Annotated in this window: 20 protein-coding genes and 1 tRNA gene; 8 read left to right on the top strand and 13 right to left on the bottom strand. The window is 70.0% G+C overall.

All coding sequences use genetic code 11. The annotated features are described in order from the left end of the window. Positions 1 to 55 precede the first annotated feature (55 nt). Positions 56 to 139 (bottom strand) — tRNA-Leu (locus tag ACZ6AA_RS13515). Between the two features lie 768 nt (positions 140 to 907). Between ACZ6AA_RS13515 and ACZ6AA_RS13510 the strand changes: the two genes are divergently transcribed. From ACZ6AA_RS13510 to pknB, 6 genes are all read left to right on the top strand, one after another. Continuing rightward, complete coding sequence (locus ACZ6AA_RS13510; protein WP_468481557.1) at positions 908 to 1801, top strand: FhaA domain-containing protein; 894 nt, start codon at positions 908 to 910, stop codon at positions 1799 to 1801. A 10-nt stretch (positions 1802 to 1811) separates the two neighbouring features. Further along, complete coding sequence (locus ACZ6AA_RS13505) at positions 1812 to 2318, top strand: FHA domain-containing protein FhaB/FipA (protein ID WP_030360578.1); 507 nt, start codon at positions 1812 to 1814, stop codon at positions 2316 to 2318. 128 nt (positions 2319 to 2446) lie between these two features. Next, the gene (locus tag ACZ6AA_RS13500; protein WP_468454007.1) at positions 2447 to 4042 is read left to right on the top strand and encodes a Stp1/IreP family PP2C-type Ser/Thr phosphatase; all 1596 of its coding nucleotides are present in this window, start codon (positions 2447 to 2449) and stop codon (positions 4040 to 4042) included. Between the two features lie 26 nt (positions 4043 to 4068). Then, complete coding sequence (locus ACZ6AA_RS13495; protein ID WP_468454005.1) at positions 4069 to 5481, top strand: FtsW/RodA/SpoVE family cell cycle protein; 1413 nt, start codon at positions 4069 to 4071, stop codon at positions 5479 to 5481. Then, positions 5478 to 6941, top strand: a complete 1464-nt coding sequence (locus tag ACZ6AA_RS13490; protein WP_468481556.1) for a peptidoglycan D,D-transpeptidase FtsI family protein — start codon at positions 5478 to 5480, stop codon at positions 6939 to 6941. The genes ACZ6AA_RS13495 and ACZ6AA_RS13490 overlap by 4 nt, the downstream gene beginning before the upstream one ends. Positions 6942 to 7112: 171 nt before the next feature. Then, positions 7113 to 9149 carry a Stk1 family PASTA domain-containing Ser/Thr kinase gene (gene pknB / locus ACZ6AA_RS13485; RefSeq protein ID WP_471458018.1) on the top strand — a complete coding sequence of 679 codons (2037 nt, stop codon included), beginning with the start codon at positions 7113 to 7115 and terminating at the stop codon, positions 9147 to 9149. A gap of 133 nt (positions 9150 to 9282) precedes the next feature. On the opposite strand, the gene ACZ6AA_RS13480 is transcribed toward pknB, so the two are convergent. From ACZ6AA_RS13480 to ACZ6AA_RS13455, 6 genes are read right to left on the bottom strand one after another with little or no spacing between them, the layout of a single operon-like run. Then, entirely contained in the window at positions 9283 to 10026 is a 744-nt protein-coding gene (locus ACZ6AA_RS13480; protein ID WP_471458016.1) for a class E sortase, read from the bottom strand. A 26-nt stretch (positions 10027 to 10052) separates the two neighbouring features. After that, positions 10053 to 11153: a class E sortase gene (locus tag ACZ6AA_RS13475; protein ID WP_471458014.1), complete on the bottom strand. Its 1101-nt coding sequence runs from the start codon at positions 11151 to 11153 to the stop codon at positions 10053 to 10055. Continuing rightward, entirely contained in the window at positions 11150 to 11788 is a 639-nt protein-coding gene (locus tag ACZ6AA_RS13470; protein ID WP_468481552.1) for an aminodeoxychorismate/anthranilate synthase component II, read from the bottom strand. The genes ACZ6AA_RS13475 and ACZ6AA_RS13470 overlap by 4 nt, the downstream gene beginning before the upstream one ends. Then, positions 11785 to 11973, bottom strand: a complete 189-nt coding sequence (locus ACZ6AA_RS13465) for a hypothetical protein (protein WP_469007229.1) — start codon at positions 11971 to 11973, stop codon at positions 11785 to 11787. The genes ACZ6AA_RS13470 and ACZ6AA_RS13465 overlap by 4 nt, the downstream gene beginning before the upstream one ends. Positions 11974 to 11997: 24 nt before the next feature. Beyond that, positions 11998 to 12687, bottom strand: coding sequence for a class E sortase (locus ACZ6AA_RS13460; protein WP_468454311.1), 690 nt, complete (start codon positions 12685 to 12687; stop codon positions 11998 to 12000). Between the two features lie 21 nt (positions 12688 to 12708). Further along, on the bottom strand, positions 12709 to 13482 hold the full coding sequence (locus ACZ6AA_RS13455) for a DUF881 domain-containing protein (RefSeq protein WP_468453993.1): 774 nt from the start codon (positions 13480 to 13482) through the stop codon (positions 12709 to 12711). Between the two features lie 149 nt (positions 13483 to 13631). Here ACZ6AA_RS13455 and crgA point away from each other — a divergent pair, with 149 nt between their 5' ends. Then, on the top strand, positions 13632 to 13889 hold the full coding sequence (gene crgA, locus ACZ6AA_RS13450; protein ID WP_468453991.1) for a cell division protein CrgA: 258 nt from the start codon (positions 13632 to 13634) through the stop codon (positions 13887 to 13889). Positions 13890 to 14240: 351 nt separating this feature from the next. On the opposite strand, the gene ACZ6AA_RS13445 is transcribed toward crgA, so the two are convergent. Further along, on the bottom strand, positions 14241 to 15137 hold the full coding sequence (locus ACZ6AA_RS13445) for a rhomboid family intramembrane serine protease (protein WP_468453989.1): 897 nt from the start codon (positions 15135 to 15137) through the stop codon (positions 14241 to 14243). A gap of 134 nt (positions 15138 to 15271) precedes the next feature. After that, complete coding sequence (locus ACZ6AA_RS13440; RefSeq protein ID WP_468453987.1) at positions 15272 to 15805, bottom strand: peptidylprolyl isomerase; 534 nt, start codon at positions 15803 to 15805, stop codon at positions 15272 to 15274. Positions 15806 to 16067: 262 nt separating this feature from the next. Here ACZ6AA_RS13440 and ACZ6AA_RS13435 point away from each other — a divergent pair, with 262 nt between their 5' ends. Next, positions 16068 to 16790 (top strand): DUF5324 family protein, encoded by a 723-nt coding sequence (locus tag ACZ6AA_RS13435; protein ID WP_468453985.1) that lies wholly within the window; start codon positions 16068 to 16070, stop codon positions 16788 to 16790. Positions 16791 to 16916: 126 nt separating this feature from the next. Here the strand turns inward: ACZ6AA_RS13435 and ACZ6AA_RS13430 are convergent, their stop codons facing one another. From ACZ6AA_RS13430 to ACZ6AA_RS13415, 4 genes are all read right to left on the bottom strand, one after another. Further along, a complete protein-coding gene (locus ACZ6AA_RS13430) occupies positions 16917 to 17636 on the bottom strand; it encodes an ANTAR domain-containing protein (protein ID WP_468481551.1) in 720 nt (239 codons plus the stop codon). After that, positions 17633 to 18499, bottom strand: coding sequence for a GAF domain-containing protein (locus ACZ6AA_RS13425; protein WP_468481550.1), 867 nt, complete (start codon positions 18497 to 18499; stop codon positions 17633 to 17635). Before ACZ6AA_RS13425 ends, ACZ6AA_RS13430 begins: the two co-directional genes overlap by 4 nt. A gap of 140 nt (positions 18500 to 18639) precedes the next feature. Continuing rightward, the gene (locus ACZ6AA_RS13420) at positions 18640 to 20502 is read right to left on the bottom strand and encodes a CheR family methyltransferase (protein ID WP_468481549.1); all 1863 of its coding nucleotides are present in this window, start codon (positions 20500 to 20502) and stop codon (positions 18640 to 18642) included. Further along, entirely contained in the window at positions 20502 to 21122 is a 621-nt protein-coding gene (locus tag ACZ6AA_RS13415; protein ID WP_468454309.1) for a chemotaxis protein CheB, read from the bottom strand. Before ACZ6AA_RS13415 ends, ACZ6AA_RS13420 begins: the two co-directional genes overlap by 1 nt. Positions 21123 to 21247 lie beyond the last annotated feature (125 nt).

Raw genomic sequence — 21247 nt, 5'->3', positions numbered from 1 at the left:
GGCCTCCACCAGGACTTTCGTCCTTGGTGAAGACCCGTTCATCGGTTCTTCTCTGTGCGCGAGGGGGGAGTTGAACCCCCACGCCCTTTCGGGCACTGGAACCTGAATCCAGCGCGTCTGCCTATTCCGCCACCCGCGCATGGGTGTTGTCTTTGGGTCTCTCACTGGTTGGTGCGAGCGCCTGCCGACATCCAGAAGATTAGCACGCTGGAGAGGGTGGATTCACATCCGTATTCGGGGGCACCCGCACGGCACCCGGGGACGTACCGACAGCCTGCGCGGACGTGTCGTACCCCGTCCTCACCAGCCGCCCCGGCCCGATCGCGGCCCGTCCCCGCCCCGATGCCACCCCGCCCCCATCTAGCCCCCGCACAGGCCTCCGCGCAGGGCTCCGCTCGAACAGAACCGGCCGAACCACCCGCCCGACGCAACCAAGGCGGACGTCAAGTCCTCCTCCTAGGTCCACAGCCGCGTGCGGGACACTGTCTTGGGACCCCCTCTACGATCCCTGGTAAGAGGAAGTAGGAGGAGGCCCGAGCCAGGCCAGGCCCGGGACCCGGAAGGAGCCCACAAGGAGCCCAGGAGGAGCGCGGAAGTAGCCCCGAGCGGAGCGCGGCACCAGGCGCGGAGCGAGCCCGGACCGAGCCGTCGGCCACGCCTCCGACGCGGGACTCAGGACGGTTCCCGCGGGAGCCCTGACCGATCCCGGAGGATCGGCGGAGCGAACCCGGGCGGAGCCCCGGGTCACCCCTGAGGGAACCCTGAGGATCGCGGAAGACCAGTGCGGGCATGCCTTGTGAGGGGCGACACTCGTGGTCCGGGCGGACAGGGGGAACCACCTGATTTCCCGGCGCGTGGATACGATCAGTAAGCAGTACGAGGATGACAACGACGGAGGAGGTGCCCCATGGGAGTCCTGAAGAAGTTCGAGCAGCGACTCGAAGGTCTGGTCAACGGCACCTTCGCCAAGGTGTTCAAGTCCGAGGTCCAGCCCGTCGAGATCGCCGGCGCCCTGCAGCGCGAGTGCGACAACAACGCGACGATCTGGAACCGCGAGCGGACCGTCGTTCCCAATGACTTCATCGTGGAGCTCAGCGCGCCCGACTTCGAGCGCCTGAGCCCGTACTCCGGACAGCTCGGCGACGAGCTCTCCGGCATGGTGCGTGAGTACGCGAAGCAGCAGCGGTACAGCTTCATGGGACCCATCAAGGTCCACCTGGAGAAGGCGGAGGACCTGGACACGGGCCTCTACCGGGTGCGCAGCCGCACGCTCGCGTCCAGCACCTCGCAGACTCCCGACCCCGCTCCCGGTGGCCCCGCGGGCCCCGGCGGGCCCGCCGCCCCAGGCGGCGGCCCCACGAGCGCGGGCCAGGGCCCCCGCGGCGGCCACGGCTATCCGCAGGGCCCCTCGGGCGCCCCTCCCATGCCCGCCGCGCCGCCTCCCGGCGCGGGTGCGGGCCGCGGAGCCGCTCCGGCGGCCGCGCGGCCGCAGGGGCCGGGCTCCGGCTCCCCGGGCGCGCAAGTGCGGCGCTGGATTGAGATCAACGGCAACCGCCATCAGATCTCCCGCCCGACGCTGGTGCTGGGTCGCAGCACCGACGCCGATGTGCGGATCGACGACCCCGGCGTCTCGCGCCGGCACTGTGAGATCCGGACCGGAACGCCCTCGACGATCCAGGATCTCGGGTCTACCAACGGCATCGTGGTAGACGGGCAGCACACCACCCGCGCTACGCTCCGCGACGGCTCGCGGATCGTCGTGGGCAGCACCACCATCATTTACCGGCAAGCCGAAGGGTGAAGCGGGGGCAATGTCAGAGCTGACCCTGACGGTCATGCGGCTGGGTTTCCTGGCCGTTCTGTGGCTGTTCGTGATCGTGGCCGTCCAGGTCATTCGCAGCGACCTGTTCGGTACGCGCGTCACCCAGCGCGGTTCGCGCCGTGAGGGCGGCCGCCAAGCGGCCCGCCAGCAGGCCGCGCCGCCGCCACAGCGCCAGCAGAGCGGCGGCCGCCAGCGTCGTGGCGCCCCCACCAAGCTGGTCGTCTCGGAGGGCACCCTCACGGGCACCACCGTCGCGCTGCAGGGGCAGACGATCTCGCTGGGCCGGGCACACGATTCGACCATCGTCCTTGACGACGACTACGCCTCCAGCAGGCATGCCAGGATCTACCCGGACCGTGACGGCCAGTGGATCGTCGAGGATCTCGGGTCCACGAACGGCACGTATCTCGACCGGACCCGCCTGACCACCCCGACGCCCGTTCCGCTGGGCGCGCCGATCCGCATCGGCAAGACCGTCATCGAGCTGCGGAAGTAGTGCTACATCATGAATGAGCGCGAGCGGAGCGAGCGAGCCGACGCGGTCCAGGACCTGGACGCCAGCGCGCTCCCGACCGGAGGGTGGGCACCGTGCGGATGTACCCGGAGCCGACGGGCGAGGTGCGCATGAGTCTGTCACTGCGCTTCGCCGCCGGATCGCACAAAGGCATGATCCGGGAGGGGAACGAGGACTCCGGCTACGCGGGTCCGCGTCTCCTCGCCATCGCCGACGGCATGGGGGGCCAGGCCGCGGGCGAGGTCGCCAGCTCCGAGGTGATCTCGACGCTCGTCACGCTCGACGACGACGTCCCCGGCTCCGACATCCTCACGTCGCTCGGCACGGCCGTGCAGCGGGCCAACGACCAGCTGCGGCTGATGGTCGAGGAGGACCCGCAGCTCGAGGGCATGGGCACCACCCTGACCGCCCTGCTGTGGACCGGTCAGCGGCTCGGCCTCGTGCACGTCGGCGACTCGCGCGCGTACCTGCTGCGCGACGGCGTGCTCACGCAGATCACGCAGGACCACACCTGGGTGCAGCGGCTCGTCGACGAGGGCCGCATCACCGAGGAGGAGGCGACGACGCATCCGCAGCGCTCGCTCCTGATGCGCGCGCTCGGCAGCGGCGACCACGTGGAGCCGGATCTGTCGATCCGTGAAGTCCGCGCGGGCGACCGGTACTTGATCTGCTCCGACGGCCTCTCCGGCGTCGTGTCCCACCAGACGATGGAGGACACCCTCGCCAGCTACCAGGGCCCCCAGGAGACCGTGCAGGAGCTGATCCAGCTCGCGCTGCGCGGCGGCGGCCCCGACAACATCACGGTGATCGTCGCCGACGTCCTGGACATCGACACCGGCGACACCCTCGCGGGCCAGCTGTCCGACACCCCCGTGGTGGTCGGCGCGGTCGCCGAGAACCAGCTCCAGGCGAACGACGACGGCGCCATGCAGACGCCCGCGGGCCGCGCCTCCGGCCTCGGCCGCCAGACCCCGCCCAGCCCCTCCGGAGGCGGCTTCGGCCCGCCCGGAAGCGGCGACGGCACCCCCGGGTACGCCCCCGAGGGCGGCTCCTTCGGGGCGTACGGCGACGAGGACCTGGTGAAGCCCGGCGGCGGCCGCAAGTGGCTGAAGAGATCGCTGTACATCGCGCTGGCCCTCGCCGTCGTCGGCGGCGGCCTGTACGGCGGCTATCGCTGGACCCAGACGCAGTACTACGTCGGCACCAAGGACGAGCACGTCGCGCTCTACCGGGGCATCGACCAGGACCTCGCCTGGGTGAGCCTGTCGAAGGTCGAGAAGGACCACCCCGAGATCGAACTCAAGTACCTGCCGCCGTACCAGCGCAAGCAGGTCGAGTCCACGATCCAGGAGGGCAACCTCGACGACGCCGAGAAGAAGATCGGCGAGCTCGGCCTGCAGGCGTCGGCGTGCAAGAAGGACGCCGAGCGGCGCGCCATCGAGCGGGAGAACCGCGAGAAGCGCGAGCGCGAGCGCGAGAAGAACGACAACACCAAGCCCGGTGAAGGCGAGGCGGGCGGCCAGGACGGCTCGCCCGACCCGGCCGACACCTCCAAGCCCGACTTCCGCAACGCGAGCTTCCGCGCGGCGGACGACCCGGGCACCAAGGACGACAAGTCCAAGTCCACCACCGCACCGACTCCCACACCCGGCCCCAGCCTCTCCCAGCAGGAGAAGGATCTGGTCCCGCAGTGCGGTAAGCAGTAAGCAGCCGTTGGGGGCCCTTGCACGCCATGAGCAGTAGCACTACACAAACGTCGACGATCGGCGCCATCGGTGCGCCGAGCCGGCGCAACACCGAGCTCGCGCTCCTGGTGTTCGCCGTCGTCATCCCGCTGTTCGCCTACATGAACGTGGGCCTCGCCATCTCCGGCGAGCTGCCGCCCGGCATGCTCGGCTACGGCCTGGGCCTCGGCCTGCTCGCGGGCGTCGCGCACCTCGTCGTGCGCAAGTTCGCGCCGTACGCGGACCCGCTGCTGCTGCCCCTGGCGACGCTGCTCAACGGCCTCGGCCTGGTGGTCATCTGGCGGCTCGACCAGTCGGAGAAGCTCCAGCAGCGGCCCAACTTCTCCGAGGCCGCGCCCAACCAGCTGCTCTACTCCGCGGTCGGCATCGCGCTGTTCGTCGGCGTACTGCTGCTGCTCAAGGACCACCGCGTCCTGCAGCGGTACACGTACATCTCCATGGTCGCCGCGATCCTGCTGCTCCTGCTTCCGCTGGTGCCCGGCCTCGGCATGAACGTCTTCGGCGCGAAGATCTGGATCCGCGTCGGCGGGTTCTCGATCCAGCCCGGTGAGTTCGCGAAGATCGTCATCGCGGTGTTCTTCGCGGGCTATCTGATGGTCAAGCGGGACGCCCTCGCCCTCGCCAGCCGCCGCTTCATGGGCCTGTACCTGCCCCGTGGCCGCGACCTCGGTCCGATCCTGGTCGTCTGGGCGATGTCGATCCTGATCCTGGTCTTCGAGACCGACCTCGGTACGTCGCTGCTGTTCTTCGGCATGTTCGTCGTGATGCTGTACGTGGCCACGGAGCGCACCAGCTGGATCGTGTTCGGTCTGCTGATGTCCGCCGTCGGCGCCGTCGGTGTGGCGTCCTTCGAGCCGCACGTGCAGGTGCGTGTGGACGCCTGGCTGGACCCGTTCAGCAAGACCGTGATCGCGGAGACCGGCACGGACCAGATCGCCCAGTCGCTGATGGCGTTCGGCTCCGGCGGCGTGCTCGGCAGCGGCCTCGGCCAGGGCCACTCCGACCTCATCGGCTTCGCCGCCAACTCCGACTTCATCCTCGCCACGTACGGCGAGGAGCTGGGCCTGGCCGGGATCATGGCCGTCCTGCTGATCTACGGCCTGATCGTGGAGCGCGGTGTGCGCACGGCGCTCGCGGCCCGCGACCCGTTCGGCAAGCTGCTCGCGGTCGGCCTGTCCGGCGCCTTCGCCATCCAGGTCTTCGTCGTCGCGGGCGGCGTCATGGGCCTGATCCCGCTGACGGGTATGACGATGCCGTTCATCGCGTACGGCGGTTCCTCGGTGATCGCGAACTGGGCCCTTGTGGGCATCCTGCTGCGCATCAGCGACACCGCGCGCCGCCCGGCCCCGTCGCCCGCCCCGAACCCCGACGCCGAGATGACCCAGGTGGTACGGCCGTGAACAAGCCTCTGCGCCGCATCGCGATCTTCTGCGGCCTGCTCGTCCTCGCGCTGCTCGTCCGCGACAACTGGCTCCAGTACGTCAAGGCCGACCACCTCGCCGAGCACGAGATGAACCGCCGCGTGCCCATCGAGCGGTACGCCCAGCCGCGCGGCGACATCATCGTCGACGGCAAGGCCATCACCGGCTCGCAGAAGGTCGACGGCGACGACTTCAAGTACAAGCGGACCTACAAGAACGGGCCCATGTGGTCGCCCGTGACCGGCTTCGCCTCGCAGCGCATCGGCGCCACCCAGATCGAGTCCATCGAGGACCGCATCCTCACCGGCAACGACGACCGGCTCTTCTTCCGCCGCAGCCTCGACATGCTGACCGGCAAGAAGAAGGAGGGCGGCAACGTCGTCACGACGCTCAACCGGGACGCGCAGAAGGCCGCGTACGAAGGTCTGAAGGGCCGTGGCAAGGGCGCGGTCGCCGCCATAGACCCCTCGACCGGCGCGATCCTCGCGCTGGCCTCGACGCCCTCGTACGACCCCTCGAAGTTCGCCGGCAACACCAACGCCGAGGCGGAGACCTTCGGGAAGCTCGACAAGGACTCCGACAAGCCGATGCTGAACCGCGCGCTGCGCGAGACCTACCCGCCCGGCTCCACCTTCAAGGTGGTCACGGCCGCGGCGGCGATGGAGCACGGCCTGTACACGGAGATAGACGAGAAGACGAAGTCGCCGCTGCCCTGGACGATGCCGAACACCACCACCGAGCTGAAGAACGAGGGCAACATCCCCTGCAAGAACGCCACGCTGCGCGAGGCGCTGCGGGTGTCCTGCAACACGGTCTTCGGCAAGATCGGCTCGGACCTCGGCAAGGACAAGATGCTGGAGACGGCCGAGAAGTTCGGCTTCAACGAGGAGCAGTTCGTCCCGGTCCGCTCGAACGCCTCCGTCTTCCCCAAGGAGATGGACAAGCCGCAGACCGCGCTGTCCTCCATCGGCCAGTTCGAGACCGCGACGACGCCGCTGCAGATGGCCATGGTCACCTCGGCGATCGCCAACGACGGCACCCTGATGGAGCCGTACATGGTCAAGGAGCTCCAGGCGCCGAACCTCGACGTGATCGAGAAGCACTCGCCCAAGGAGATGAGCGAGCCGCTGTCCAAGGAGAACGCGCAGAAGCTCCAGGACATGATGCAGACCGTGGTGAACGAGGGCACGGGAACCAAGGCCAAGATCCCGGGCGTCACAGTGGGCGGCAAGACCGGCACCGCTCAGCACGGTCTGAACAACAGCAAGAACCCGTACGCCTGGTTCATCAGCTACGCCAAGACCGACTCGGGCTCCCCGGTCGCCGTGGCCGTGGTCGTCGAGGACAGTGACGCCAGCCGTGGCGACATCTCCGGCGGTGGGCTCGCGGCGCCGATCGCGAGGGACGTGATGAAGGCGGTCATCGACAGCAAGAAGTGACCCCTGTCACGACCCCTCCACATCGGTGCACGTTGCGATACCGGTCCTGTATCGGGTGACGGTTGCGGCCGGGTCACGTCAGGCGAGCCGGGTACGGTATGCCCGGACAGCACACCGCCGGACCGCGCAACACGGTGCGGTCGGGACCGACGGAGAGGGCTGGGAATAGCTATGGAAGAGCCGCGTCGCCTCGGCGGCCGGTATGAGCTGGGCCAGGTGCTCGGCCGCGGCGGGATGGCGGAGGTCTACCTCGCGCACGACACCCGCCTCGGCCGCACCGTGGCGGTGAAGACGCTGCGAGTCGACCTCGCCCGCGACCCGTCGTTCCAGGCCCGGTTCCGCCGTGAGGCCCAGTCGGCCGCCTCGCTCAACCACCCGGCGATCGTCGCGGTCTACGACACCGGCGAGGACTACGTCGACGGGGTCTCCATCCCGTACATCGTGATGGAGTACGTCGACGGCTCCACGCTGCGCGAGCTGCTGCACTCCGGGCGCAAGCTGCTGCCCGAGCGCGCCATGGAGATGACGATCGGCATCCTCCAGGCCCTGGAGTACTCGCACCGCAACCAGATCGTCCACCGCGACATCAAGCCCGCGAACGTCATGCTGACGCGCAACGGCCAGGTCAAGGTCATGGACTTCGGCATCGCCCGGGCGATGGGCGAGTCCGGCATGACGATGACGCAGACGGCCGCCGTCATCGGCACCGCACAGTACCTCTCCCCGGAGCAGGCCAAGGGCGAGCAGGTCGACGCGCGCTCCGACCTGTACTCGACGGGCTGTCTGCTGTACGAGCTGCTGACCGTCCGCCCGCCGTTCGTCGGCGACTCGCCGGTCGCGGTCGCCTACCAGCACGTACGGGAAGAGCCGCAGGCCCCCAGCGTCTTCGACGGCGAGATCACGCCCGAGATGGACGCAATCGTCCTGAAGGCGCTCACCAAGGACCCGGACTACCGCTACCAGTCGGCCGACGAGATGCGCGCCGACATCGAGGCCTGCCTCGACGGCCAGCCCGTCGCGGCCACCGCTGCCATGGGCGCCGTCGGCTACGGCGGTCACCCGGACGACCAGGCCACGGCCATGCTCCGCCCGCAGAACGGCGCGGGCCACGGCCAGACGTCCATGATGCCGCCGGTCAACCCGGACGACGGCTACGACGACGGGTCGCGGCGCGGCCGGGGCCAGAAGAAGAGCAACACGTCGACGATCCTGCTGATCGCCGCGGGCGTGCTCGTCCTGGTGGGGGCGATCCTCATCGGGAAGTGGGCGTTCAGCGGGGGCAGCAGCAACAACGACAGCGTCACGGTGCCCAACTTCATCGGCGAGAAGGTGAGCAAGGCCCAGACCTCCGCGAAGAACGTCGACCTGACGATCAAGATCTCCGAGCGCAAGCCGTGCGAGAAGTACCCCAAGGGGGAGATCTGCTCGCAGGACCCCGGTGCGGACGCCAAGGCCGAGAAGGGCGACACGATCAATGTGATCGTGTCGACCGGGGCGCCGAAGGTGGCGGTGCCGAGCGTCATCGGCATGGACATCGACGAGGCGACCGAGAAGCTCGAAGGCAGCAAGTACGGGTTCCGCGTGGAGCGCAAGCAGCGGATCTCCAGCGAGACCGAGGGCGAGGTCCTGGAGCAGGACCCGACCTCCGGCACGGAGCGGCAGAAGGGCAGCACGATCACGCTGACCGTCGCCAAGGAGCAGCAGAAGACCCCTGTGCCGGACGTCTCCGGTCAGACCTGGGAAGCCGCGAAGAAGCAGCTCGAGGACAACGGTCTGAAGCCGGTCCGCTCGGACGTCGAGAGCGACAGCGTCGAGGAGGGCAAGGTCATCCAGACCTCGCCCGCGTCCGGCACCCAGGTCGTCGCCGGCTCCACGGTGACCGTCCAGGTCGCCAAGAAGAAGGCCGAGGAAGAGCCGGAGGAGGCCACCGTCCCGGCGGTCGGCGGCCAGACCCTCTCGGACGCCCGTGACGCCATCGAGGACGCCGACCTCACCGTGGGCACCATCACGGGCCCGCAGGACGACGACGCCCGTGTGGTCCTCTCCACGCCGACCGGCGGCCAGAAGGTCCCGTCCGGCACGGCGATCAACCTGGTGACCACCGGCGGCTCCGGCGGCCCGGGCGGCGGCGACCAGGGCGGCGGCGACAACGGTGGCGGCAGCTTCATCGAGGGCGCCACCGGCTTCGGCCGCCACGGGCGGGACTGACGCCTCCGGCGGTACAGCGGACACGGACGAGGGCCCGGCACCAGAAGGTGCCGGGCCCTCGTCCGTGCTCCGGGCTCGCGTCCTGGGACAGCTCAACGGGCTCGCGTCCTGGTACAGCTCAACGGCTCAGCGGCTAGCTCAGCTCCCGCGGCGGCGTCCGCTTGTTGTCGACCTTCTCGATCCGCTCCAGCTTCCCCCACACCACGTACCGGTAGTTCGACGTGAAGACGGGGGTGCAGGTGGTGAGCGTGATGTAGCGGTCGGGCTTCTTCGCGCCCGACTCCTTCGGGATCGGGTCGAGGACGCGGACGTTGTACTTCGAGGTCTCGGGGAGGGTTTTGTAGACCTTGTAGACGTACCACTTGTCGCGGGACTCGAAGACGATCGGGTCGCCCTCGTCGATCTTGTCGATCTTGTGGAACTTCGCGCCGTGGCCGTCGCGGTGGGCGGCCAGGGTGAAGTTGCCCTTCTCGTCCTCGGGCAGGGCGGACTTGATGGGGGCCGTGTAGTAGCCGGCGACGCCGTGGTTGAGGGTCTTGGGGTTGGTGCCCTTGGTGACGAGGATTTCGCCGCCGCTCATCGAGGGCACGTGCAGGAAGCCGATGCCGTCCTTGGTGTCGATGGCGCCGGGGCCCTTGGCCTCCCAGTGGTCGCGGACGCGGTTCCCCTGCTTCTTGGCCTCGCGGTCCGCTATGACGTTGGTCCACCACAGCGAGTAGGCGACGAACAGGCCGAGGATCACGCCCGCGGTGATGAGGAGTTCGCCGAAGACGCTGACCGCCGTCGCGATCCGGCCACGGCCGCGCTGCCGCGGCGCGGGCGTCGGCGCGGACTCCTCGGTCCGGCCCTGCTCGTCCTCTTCGGTGGTGGCTGCCACTGCGTCTGCCCCGTCCGTCTCAGCTGCTAGTCGACCAACGCGGGTGGCTTGCCCTTGTCGCGTGGCCGGTCTTCGACCATCTTGCCCCACACGATCATTCGGTACTTACTCGTGAACTCGGGGGTGCAGGTGGTCAGTGTGATGTAGCGGCCCGGTTTCGTGAAGCCGGAGCCGGGCGGCACCGGATCGAGGACGGCCGTGTTGCCGGGGCTCGTCTGCGGCAGGATGCTCGCCATCTTGTAGACGTAGTACTTGTCCTGCGTCTCGACGACGATCGGATCGCCCGGTTTGAGCCGGTTGATGTACCGGAACGGCTCGCCGTGCGTATTGCGGTGACCGGCGAGCGCGAAGTTGCCGGGGTTCGCGTCCGGCATCGGGGTCTTGGTGCCGCCCTTGTTGTAGTGGCCGACCATCCCCCGGTCGAGGACCTTGTGCTTGTCGATGCCCTCGGCGACCGGTGTGACGACGTCCAGCTTCGGGATGTGCAGGAGCGCGAAGCCCTGGCCGGGTTCGAAGGCCCCCGGCTTGCCCTTGCCCTTCGCCCAGTCCTCCTGAAGCTTGCGGGCGGCCGCGTCGGCCTGCTGCTGGGCCCTTATGTTCGTCCACCACAGCTGGTACGTGACGAAGAGGAGCATCAGGACGCCGATGGTGATGAAGAGTTCGCCGATGGCGCGGCTGGCGACGGTGGCGGGACCCGGCTTCGCGGCACGGGCGGCGCGGCGGGCCTCGACCCGGGTGAGGGGGCGCTCCGCTTCGGCGGGGGGCGTGGCGGGCGGGGTGGCCGGGGGCTTCGCGCCCCGACGCCCCTTGTGCTTGGCGGCCTTGCGGCGGGCCGCACGCCCACCCGTGGGCGGCGCCACCCCGGCCTCGCCGACTATTCGGCGCGTGTCCGCCGTCCGCAGCCCGATGGTCTCGTCGTCACGGGGAGGGTCGTACGCCGCCGGGTACGGCTCGGGCGGCACCTCCGCGTCCCCCAGAGCCTCCCCCAGCGCCTCCCCCGAGGGCACCTCGGGCACCGCGGGCACCTCGGGCCCCACCTGCCCCTCAGCCGCCCCCGCCCCGCTCCGGAACCACGGCGACGGATGCTCCCCCGGCGCGGCGGCGTCGGGGCCACCGGGCACGGTCACGCCGTGGCCCTGCCCACCACCGGCGCAAGCCCGCTCGACCGCCCCACCGCCCCCGCGTCGCCGCACTCCACCAGCCAGTTGGCGAGCATGAGGTGGCCGTGTTCGGTGAGGACGGACTCGGGGTGGAACTGGACGCCCTCGACGGGCAGTTCGCGGTGGCGCAGGCCCATGATGATGCCGTCGGCCGTGCGGGCGGTCACTTCGAGCTCGGCCGGGACGGCGGCGGGCTCGGCGGCCAGCGAGTGGTAGCGGGTGGCGATGAAGGGGGACGGCAGGCCCGCGAAGACGCCCTTGCCCTCGTGCGTGACCGGCGAGGTCTTGCCGTGCAGAAGCTCAGGGGCCCGGTCCACCACACCCCCGTACGCCACCGCCATGGACTGCATGCCGAGGCAGACGCCGAAGACGGGCACGCCGGTCGCGGCGCAGTGGCGCACCATCTCCACGCAGACGCCCGCCTGCTCGGGCGTGCCGGGTCCCGGCGAGAGCAGGACGCCGTCGAAGCCGTCCTGGGCGTGCCGCAGCTCGACCTCGTCGTTGCGAAGGACCTCGCACTCGGCGCCGAGCTGGTACAGGTACTGGACCAGGTTGAAGACGAAGCTGTCGTAGTTGTCGACGACAAGAATGCGGGCGCTCATTGGCCGTCCACCGTCACATCGTTGAAGGGCAGCAGCGGCTCCGCCCAGGGGAAGACGTACTGGAACAGCACATAGACGACGGCGAGGACGAGCAGCAGCGAGAGCAGCGCCTTCACCCAAGCGTTCCCGGGCAGATGCCGCCAGATCCAGCCGTACATGCCGTCCCTTCCGTCGTCGGGCGCCACCAGGCGTCGCCGTTCGGCACCAGACTAACGGCGCAGTGCCTCGGGTTTCCCGGCCTCCACGGGCTGGGTGGCATCGAGGTGGGCCCAGGCGATCAGGCGGTGGCTGTGGCCCCACTCGGGTTCACAGGTGGTGAGGGTGAGATAGCGGCCGGGCTCGCGGTAGCCGGATTTGCGCGGGACGGCGTCGATGACACCGATGTCGGCGGGCAGTGTGCGGTACGGCTTCCTGTCGATGCGGTACGTGAACCAGGTCGTCCCGTCGGTCAGGACGACGGCGTCGCCGGGGCGCAGCTCGGGGAAGTCCTTGAAGGGGTCGCCGTAGGTGCGGCGGTGTCCGGCGACGGCGAAGTTGCCCTTCTGGCCGAGCTGGGCGGTGCGCGCGTAGTGGCCGAGGCCCTTCTTGAGGGTGCCGGTGGCGGTGCCCTGGAGCACGGGCTTGTTCCACGTGAAACCGAAGCGCGGGATGTACATCACGGCGAAGGGCTTGCCGTCCCGGTACGCGGCGGGCTCCGGCGGCGCGGCGTCCGCGTCCTTGCCCGAGCCCTGGGCGGCCACCGGTCGCCGCGCCCACTGGTCCTGCAACTGGTCGATCTGGCTGTCCATCGCACGGTCGGCCTTCACACCGGTCCAGAACAGGACGTACACGACGAACAGCACGATCACGGTCCCGATGGTGATGCACAGTTCGCTGAACGTCCTGACGATCACTCGCACCGGCACGGGGTCCCCCAGGGGCTACTGCTCCACAGGCTTCGCGTAGTGGAGATCCACTGTGCCCGAGTAGCCGGGAAGAGTCACCGCCCCGTCGTCGTCGACTTTCCAGCCGAGGCCGTAGGCGTTGACGTACAGCATGTAGTTCTGGATCTCCGGGGAGGCGGCCAGGGCCTTGCGGAGCCGGTCGGGGTCGCCGACGGCCGTGACCTTGTACGGCGGTGAGTAGACGCGGCCCTGGAGGATCAGGGTGTTGCCGACGCAGCGCACGGCGCTGGTGGAGATCAGGCGCTGGTCCATGACCTTGATGCCCTCGGCGCCGCCCTGCCACAGCGCGTTCACCACGGCTTGCAGGTCCTGCTGGTGGATGACCAGGTCGTTGGGCTGCGGCTCGGGGTAGCCGGGGAGCTTGGCGGTGGCGTCCGGCGGGGCGTCGGTGAGGGTGACCGTGACGGCGTCGCCGGTGAGCTTGCGGGTGCCCGCGTTCTTCTCCAGGGCCTTCAGGCGGGCGTCGTCGGCCTTGGTGCCGGGGCTGTCGCGCTGGGCCAGGGAGTCGACGTCGCCGCGCAGGGAGCCGTTGGACTCCTCCAGGTCCTTGTTCTCGCGGCTGCGCTCCTGGATGAGGTCGGAGAGCTTCAACAGGGAGGCGTCCGTACGGATGTTGGTGCCCTTGGCGGTGTTGAAGCTGGTGACGAAGATCAGGCCGGCGAGGGCGAAGACGGCGATCGTGAGGAGCCGTACGGGGCGCCAGCGGCGGCCTCGACCGGTGCCTCCCGGGAAGTCGGCAGAATTGCTCAACGTACCCTTATCTCCTTCACCGCCGCGGAAGCACTACGCTAACGGACGCCCGGGGGAGGACTTCGCGCACCGTAGCGCCGAAGAACCCGCCCCCGCGTCACACCCCGTTCCCTGCGCGGCCACGCAGCGCATCGACAGGAGAGACCCTCGTGCCGAAGTCACGTATCCGCAAGAAGGACGACGACTACACGCCGCCGGCGTCGAAGAAGGCGACGAACATCAAGCTGACCAGCCGGAGCTGGGTGGCTCCGGTGATGCTGGCCATGTTCCTCATCGGCCTGGCCTGGATCGTCGTCTTCTACGTCACGGACGGAAAGCTGCCGATCGACCCGCTGGGCAACTGGAACATCGTTGTCGGCTTCGGCTTCATCGCGGCCGGGTTCGGCGTCTCCACGCAGTGGAAGTAACGGTTCCACGCGGCTGAGGGCACGGCGGGCGGGCACACGTGTGCCGCGAGAGCGGAAACGGAGCCCGTCCGCAAGCCCTGGCCTGAGTTATCCACAGCGCGAGCGTCGCCATCCACAGACCTGGGGAAAGGTCTGAAGATCTGTGGATAACTCTCAGAAGGTTGACGCCGGTGTGACTGGCCCACCGCCGCGCACCGGCCCGCACACCCCTTGTCCTGCCTGGGAAAACCCGGACCGGTGACGCGCGGAACACCCGTTCCCCACTTCGTGCACAAGATCGGGCACAGACTGTGGACAACACGGGTGCGCGCGCCGGTCCGCGCACCTCGCGCACGGACCGGCCGCCGCACCTCAGCTGAGCTGGGCCGTCCGCAGCACCACGGTCACCACGATCACCGCGAACACCACCGCGCACGTCCCCCACTGCACCAGGGCGCGCCGCTCGCGCGGGGCGTGCACCATGCCGTACGCGATGGCCACACCCGCGATCAGACCGCCGACGTGGGCCTGCCAGGCGATGCCGCTCCAGGTGAAGGTGAAGAGCAGGTTCAGCGCGAGGAGCGCGATGACCGGGCGCATGTCGTAGTTCAGGCGCCGCATCAGGACCGCCGTCGCGCCGAGCAGGCCGAAGATCGCGCCGGAGGCGCCGAGGGAGGCCTTGCTCGCGTCCTCCAGGAGATAGGTGAGGGCGCTGCCGCCGAGGCCGGACAGCAGGTAGAGCGTCAGATAGCGGGCCCGGCCGAGCGCCGCCTCCAGGGGGCCGCCGAGCCACCACAGGCCCAGCATGTTGAACGCGATGTGCCAGATCTCCTGGTGCGTGAACATCGACGTGACCAGGCGGTACGCCTGGCCGTCCGCGACGCCCTCCGTCGGCACGAACGGGTGCGGCGGCCACTGGCCGATCAGCACCAGATCGCTGAGCAGGCTGTCCCCGCGCACCCGGACCGCGACGAACACCAGCAGGTTGATCGCCAGGATGATCTTCGTGAGCAGTCGGGGGTCCTGGGCGATGGTGCCCCCCGCGAGCGTGCGCGGCTGGGTCGCCGCGGGCGAGTGCCCGGTGCCCGAGCCGCCCCGGACGCACTCCGGGCACTGGAAGCCGACCGAGGCGCTGATCATGCACTCCGGGCAGATCGGCCGCTCGCAGCGCGTGCAGGTGATGCCGGTCTCCCGGTCCGGATGCCGGTAGCACATCGGCGGGCCCTGCGCGTCCCGCGGCTCCTGCGGGCTTCCTGGCGCCTGGTCCATTGCGGTCCCCTCATTCTCCGTACGAAGGTGGCGTGGCGAACGCGCCGCCCCGCCCTTCCTCTACGGATGGGCGGGGCGGTTTGGTTCCCTCACGGGTGCGCCGCTCCGGGCACGCCCGGAGCTCGCGTCGGCGCTCAGCCCTCGCGCGTCTCGATGACGACGGACTCGATCACGACGTCGTTGACCGGGCGGTCGGTGCGCGGGTTGGTCTGGGTGCCCGCGATGGCGTCCACGACCTTCTTGCCGGCGTCGTTGGAGACCTCGCCGAAGATGGTGTGCTTGCGCGTCAGCCACGCGGTCGGCGAGACCGTGACGAAGAACTGCGAGCCGTTGGTGCCCGGGCCCGCGTTGGCCATCGCGAGCAGGTAGGGCTTGTCGAAGGCCAGGTCCGGGTGGAACTCGTCCTCGAACTCGTAGCCCGGGCCGCCGGTGCCGTTGCCCAGCGGGTCACCGCCCTGGATCATGAAGCCGCTGATCACCCGGTGGAAGACGGTGCCGTCGTACAGCTTGTCCGTCGACTTCTTGCCGGTCGCGGGGTGCACCCACTCGCGCTCGCCCTGGGCGAGCTCAACAAAGTTCTTGACCGTCTTGGGCGCGTGATTCGGCAGGAGCCGGATCTCGATGTCGCCCTGGTTGGTCTTCAGGGTGGCGTAAAGCTGCTCGGCCACGATCTGCCTTCCGTTGTCCTCTGTGACCCTCCGATCCTCGCACGGACCGGATTGGGACGAGTAGCCACCGACTGGGCGCGCGCCGCCGGGATCCGTGGCATTGTCGACGACAAGCTCCGCTCGTACCGAAGGGTCGAGTTCACGGGGGAGCGGCCGATGACCCGGATGCCCGCCCTCACATGCCCCGGTTCCATCCGGCAGGCATGATCCCGGAAAGGGTGGAAAGGTGACATACCTAAACGCCACCAAGGAGGAGGATCCCGTGACCCGCAAAGACAGCGTGCGCGCCGCGGCCGACTCGGCGAAGGAGAGCGTGCGGCACGCCGCGGACGCGGTGGCCCCGTACGCGGACAAGGCGGCCGAGGCCAAGGACAAGGCCGCGCACCTGGCGCAGGAGGCCCGGGCACGCCTTGCGCCGAAGGTGTCGCACGCCGCCCACACGGCAGCCGATCAGGCCCGCGTCCAGTTCGACACGCATGTGGCACCGCGCGTGGAGCAGGCCCGCAGCCATGTGCCGCCGAAGGTCGACCACGCGGCGCACGAGGCAGCGGCCCGCACCCGCAGGGCCGCGCGCCAGGCCGCCGACTTCTCAAGGCCCCACGTCGAGCACGCCGTGGCGGCGGCGGGGCCGGTCCGCGATGAGGCCGCTTCCCGCGGTGCCGCGGCGCTCGCCGCGCTGCGCGGGCAGGTCTCGCCCGAGCAGATCGAGCACCTGGCCCGCAAGAACGAACGCCGTGCCCGCGCCGGACGGCTCGCCAAGCGGCTGGCCGTCCTCGGCGTGCTCGCGGCCGGTGCCGTCGCGGTGTGGAAGTGGTGGGACAAGCAGGCCAACCCGGAGTGGCTGGTCGAACCCCCCGCGGCCACGGAGGTCCCCGACCGGACCCCGCTGACCTCGGTCGACGGCAGCGCCCAGGCCTCCCTGGACCCGGAGGTCCAGGCGAAGCAGGCGGAGGCCGAGGCCGACGGCCGCGAGGACCGCACCTGACCGACGCCGAGCACCGGGCCCGACCCTCCACACGGGGGGCCGGGCCCGAGCCGCGCCGGGGCGAGCCACGCCCTTGAGCCCTCGCCCGCCAGAGTCCTCGCCCGCCGGAACGGCCGACCGGAACGGCTAAAGCGCCAACCGCCCCTCCACCACCTCCCGCGCCACCTCCGCCAGCTTGCGCTGGTGGGAGCGGGCGTGGCCGCGGAGGATCGCGAAGGACTCGTCCATGGACAGGGACTTGCGGGCGGCGAGGATGCCCTTGGCCTGTTCGATGGCGAGGCGGCTGGTCAGGGCGTGTTCCAGTTGGTCGGTGCGGGTGCGGCTGAGGCTCAGCTCGCGTTCCCGCAGGACGGCGATGGCCACGATGTCGGCGAGCGACTGGCCGAGCCGCAGCCCCTCGTCGGTGACCGGCGCCCGGTCGTTGCCGAACAGGACGAGCGCGCCGACGGTCCGCTCCCGGCCGCGCAGTGGACGGGCCGCGACATGGGTGTGGCCGAGGGCGAGCGCGCGGGGCACGTAGTACGGCCAGCGCTGCCGGGCGATCAGGCCCGTCAGATCGGTGCGCGGCACGGGGCGGCCGGTGTACCAGCACTGCGGTCCCGGCCCCTGCTGCCGGCCGTGGGCGTCCAGGACCAGCTCGCGGGACGGTTCCTCGGACGCGTAGACCTCGGCGGCGTCGGTGCTGTCACCCGCGCCGGCCAGCACACTGCAGGCACGGACGCCGAGGAGTTCTCTGCTACGGACGGCGAGCGCGGTCAGCAGCCCGGGCGAGTCGAGGGGCAACTCGGGGCTGCCGCCGGACAGTTCGACGAAGATGTCCGCCAGGTGTTGCCGTGGCGTCGTCATGACGGCCCTTCCGGGGTGAGTTTGAGTTCACCGGACACGATGCTTCGGGCAAGGCTCTCCAGAGGCACGGCGAGAGTGAACGCGCGGGCCTTGATGAGCGCCAGCGCGTCGTCGACATGGCAGTCGACGTGTACGGACACCATCCCCGCGGCCTGCTGCACCACATCCCGGTGATCGGTACCGCCGTACAGGTCGGGGTCGGCGTCGGGGTCGAGGAGCACGAGGCGGGTCAGCGCCTCCACCATCTCGGCGAAGGCCCGGGTGCCGATGAGCCCGGGGCGCGGGTCGAACACCGCCAGGGCGCCGAGACGGCGCAGCGAGGTGTCCAGCGGCACGGCGGCGACCTCGCGGATGCCGAGGGCGATGAGCGCGGGGCCGTAGCAGGGCCAGCGCTCCTCGATCAAGCTCCCGGAGGCGAGCACCGGGCCGCGGTGGACGACGGCGTCCCGGGTCGGCCCTTCGCCGAGGATGAACTCCAGTTCCTGTGCGGCGCGCGCCGGTTCGTTGGACGCGGCGACGGCGAGCTGGCTGTTGCCCGAGTCGACCAGGGTGAGCGCGGCGCTCCTGGTGCCACAGGCCTCGGCGACGCCGGTCATGAACCGTGGCCGGACAGCACCGTGCCCCTGCGCCCACCGGGTCATCCGGCGGGCGAACGCCTCCTGGAGCTCCGCCGAGGAGCGGTGACAGCCGGCGCTCTTGCGGAGCGCGGCAGCCGTCTCCTTGTGCAGGTCCTGCCCCGGTTCCAGCGCCCAGGCGTCATGCCGAAGAGCGGCCTCCTCGGCGTTCGTGGCCCGCTGGCGCGCGGCCGCGGCCCGGCCGTACGCCGAAGCGGCCTGCTCGGCATAACCGTCACCCCGGGTCATGTCCGAAGCGTACGCCCGGAGTTCACCGAGCACAGGGCCCTTGGGGACTTCTCCCTCCACACTGGCGCAAACGCTCCGTGTCGCCGCCCGCCTCCCCGCACCGGGCGCCACACCCGCGGGCAGGAGAGCCGTGCGGCTCCTCAGCCGCCGCTCTGCAACAGCTCCTCCATGAGCAGCACGACCCCGCCGTTGTGGCCGTTGAACGGCGAGCAGACGATGTTGCACACGATGGTGCGGCCGATGCGGCTCACGGCGGTGACGCCGACCTGCTCGGTGCGCTTGCCGGTGTCCAGGCACTTCTGGACGAGCGGCCGCAGCTCCTCCGTGGGCAGCCCGAAGTCGAGTCCGTAGAACGGCTCGTCGATGACCTCGTCCAGGCGCAGCCCCCACAGCTCGCTCGCGCCCCGGTTCCAGCTCTTGACCCGCATCTCGGCGTCCAGGACCACCACGCCCGCCGCGATGCTGCTCATCACGCCCTCCAGGAAGGCGCGGGCCTCGTCCAGCTCCTCCGAGCGGATGCGCATCTCGTCGTTCATGGTCTCCAGTTCCTCGTTCCCGGACTGGAGTTCCTCGTTCGTCGTCTCCAGTTCCTCGTTCGTGGACTGGAGTTCCTCGTTGGTGGTCTCCAGCTCCTCGATGCTGGACTGGAGTTCCTCGTTGGTGGTCTCCAGCTCCTCATTGGTGGACTGGAGCTCCTCGTAGGCCGTCTCCAGATCTTCGCGTACGCGCTTGATCTCGGCCTTGAGCTGCGTGGACACCGTGACGTCGGAGAACGTGATGATGGTGGCCGCGGGCAGCCCGTCGGTGCCGGAGAGCGGCTGGATCACGATGTCGTTGTACTGGACGTCGTCTCCCGTCCGCCGCTCGACCCGGTTGATGCGCAGCGTCCTGCGTTCGTGCGTGGCCTGCTCGATCAGGGAGCGCAGCTCGACCGGCCGGTAGGAGATCTCCAGGTCCTGGAAGAGCCGCCCGCAGTCGTTCGAGGTGAGCCCGAACTGCACCCGGGCGTGCGCGTTGACCAGCACGACCGTCCCGTCCACGTCGACGGCGACGGCCGGTACCGGAATGGCGTCGAGCAGCAGGTCGCGCAGCTGCCGGTTGCGGGCCACCGAGCGCTGTTCCAGGCCGACGCCGGTCCTGATCTTCAGGGGCGTGGGCTGGTAGGGCGGTCCCGAGTCGCCGGGCCTGCGCCTGAAGACGCGCTGGCGCATGCTGACGACCTCGAAGCGCTCGGCGTCGTTCAGGAGCATCTCGGCCTTGCCGAGGAACAGGAACCCGCGCTCGCGCAGCGCGAAGTGGAAGCGGTCGACGATCTGCGCCTGCGCCTCGACGTTGAAGTACATCAGGGTGTTGCGGCAGACGAGCAGGTCGAGCCGGGAGATGGGGGCGTCGCGGGTCACGTCGTGCCGCCCGAAGATCACCCGGCGCCGCAGGTCGGGCCGGAAGCCGAACTGTGCGCCGTTCTGCTCGAAGTACTTGTCGCGCAGCTCGGCGGGCAGGGCCTCCAGGTCCTTGGCGGTGTAGAGCGCGGAGCGGGCCTCGCGCAGCGCCTCCTCGTCGACGTCCGTGCCGTAGATCTTGACGCGGTTGACGCACTCCTCGATGCCGAGCGCCTCGGCGAACATGATCGCCAGGGAGTACGCCTCCTCGCCGCTCGAACAGCCCGCGCTCCACACCCGCACCTCCTCGTCGGGGTCGAGCCCGGCGAGCAGCTCCGGCACCACCTCGCGCTGCAGAAACGTCCATGCGTCGGGGTCGCGGAAGATCGAGGTGACATTGATCAGGATGGTGTTGAAGAGCGCACCGAATTCGTCGGCGCTGGTCTCCAGGCGGTCGCGGTAGTCCGCGTACGTCTGCACGTCGACGTCGGACATCCGCTTGCGGATGCGACGCCCGAGGGAAGAGCGCTTGTACCCGGTGAAGTCGAATCCCCGCGCGTCCCGCAGAAAGCCGAGAAGGTCCTCAAGTTCCTCATCCGTCTCGGTGTCCTGCGTACCGGCCATCACTGCCTCTTGTCCTCGACGAGTCCGCGCACGACCGCGGCGATCTCCTCCAGAGGTAGCACGAAGTCGACGGATCCCGTGCCCACGGCGGCCTGCGGCATACCGCTGAATTCGGCCGTCTCCGGGTCCTGGGCGATCACCGTGCCGCCGCGCGACTTCACCGCGTCGACGCCCATCGCGCCGTCGCTGCCCGTCCCGGTCAGGACACAGGCGATGGCCCGGGGCCCGTACGCCCCCGCCACCGACTCGAAGAGCAGGTCGGCCGAGGGCCGCACGAAGTGGACCAGGGCGCTGTCCGACAGCCAGAGCCTGCCGTCCGCGCCCACGAGGAGGTGCCGGTCGGGTGGCGCGATGTGAACGGTGCCGGGCCGGGCCCGCTCACCGTGCTCCGCGAGCTTCACCGGCAGGTCGGTCCGGCGGGAGAGCACCTCGGCGATCACCGTGCGGTGGCGCGGGTCGAGGTGCTGGACGAGGAGCACGGGCACGCGCAGATCGGGGCCGAGGCCGCTGAGCAGCACTCCGGCACCGTGCACGCCTCCGGCCGACGACGCGATGGCCACCACCCCGTAGGAGGTGTCCGCGTCGACGTCCGTGCCGGGGTTCGCCGACTCCTGAGGCATCACACTGTCGAGCCTAGCGCGGGCGGCGGCCACGGTCTCGGGCCCGGACACGAACAGCCTGTTCGGAAGGGTCGAAGAGGGCCCGCCCGCGGCGCGGGCGGCGCCCCCGCGCTCCCCCGCCCTTA

The organism is Streptomyces sp. NPDC040610, from assembly GCF_055594065.1.
This window is presented reverse-complemented; position numbering and strand designations above follow the sequence as displayed.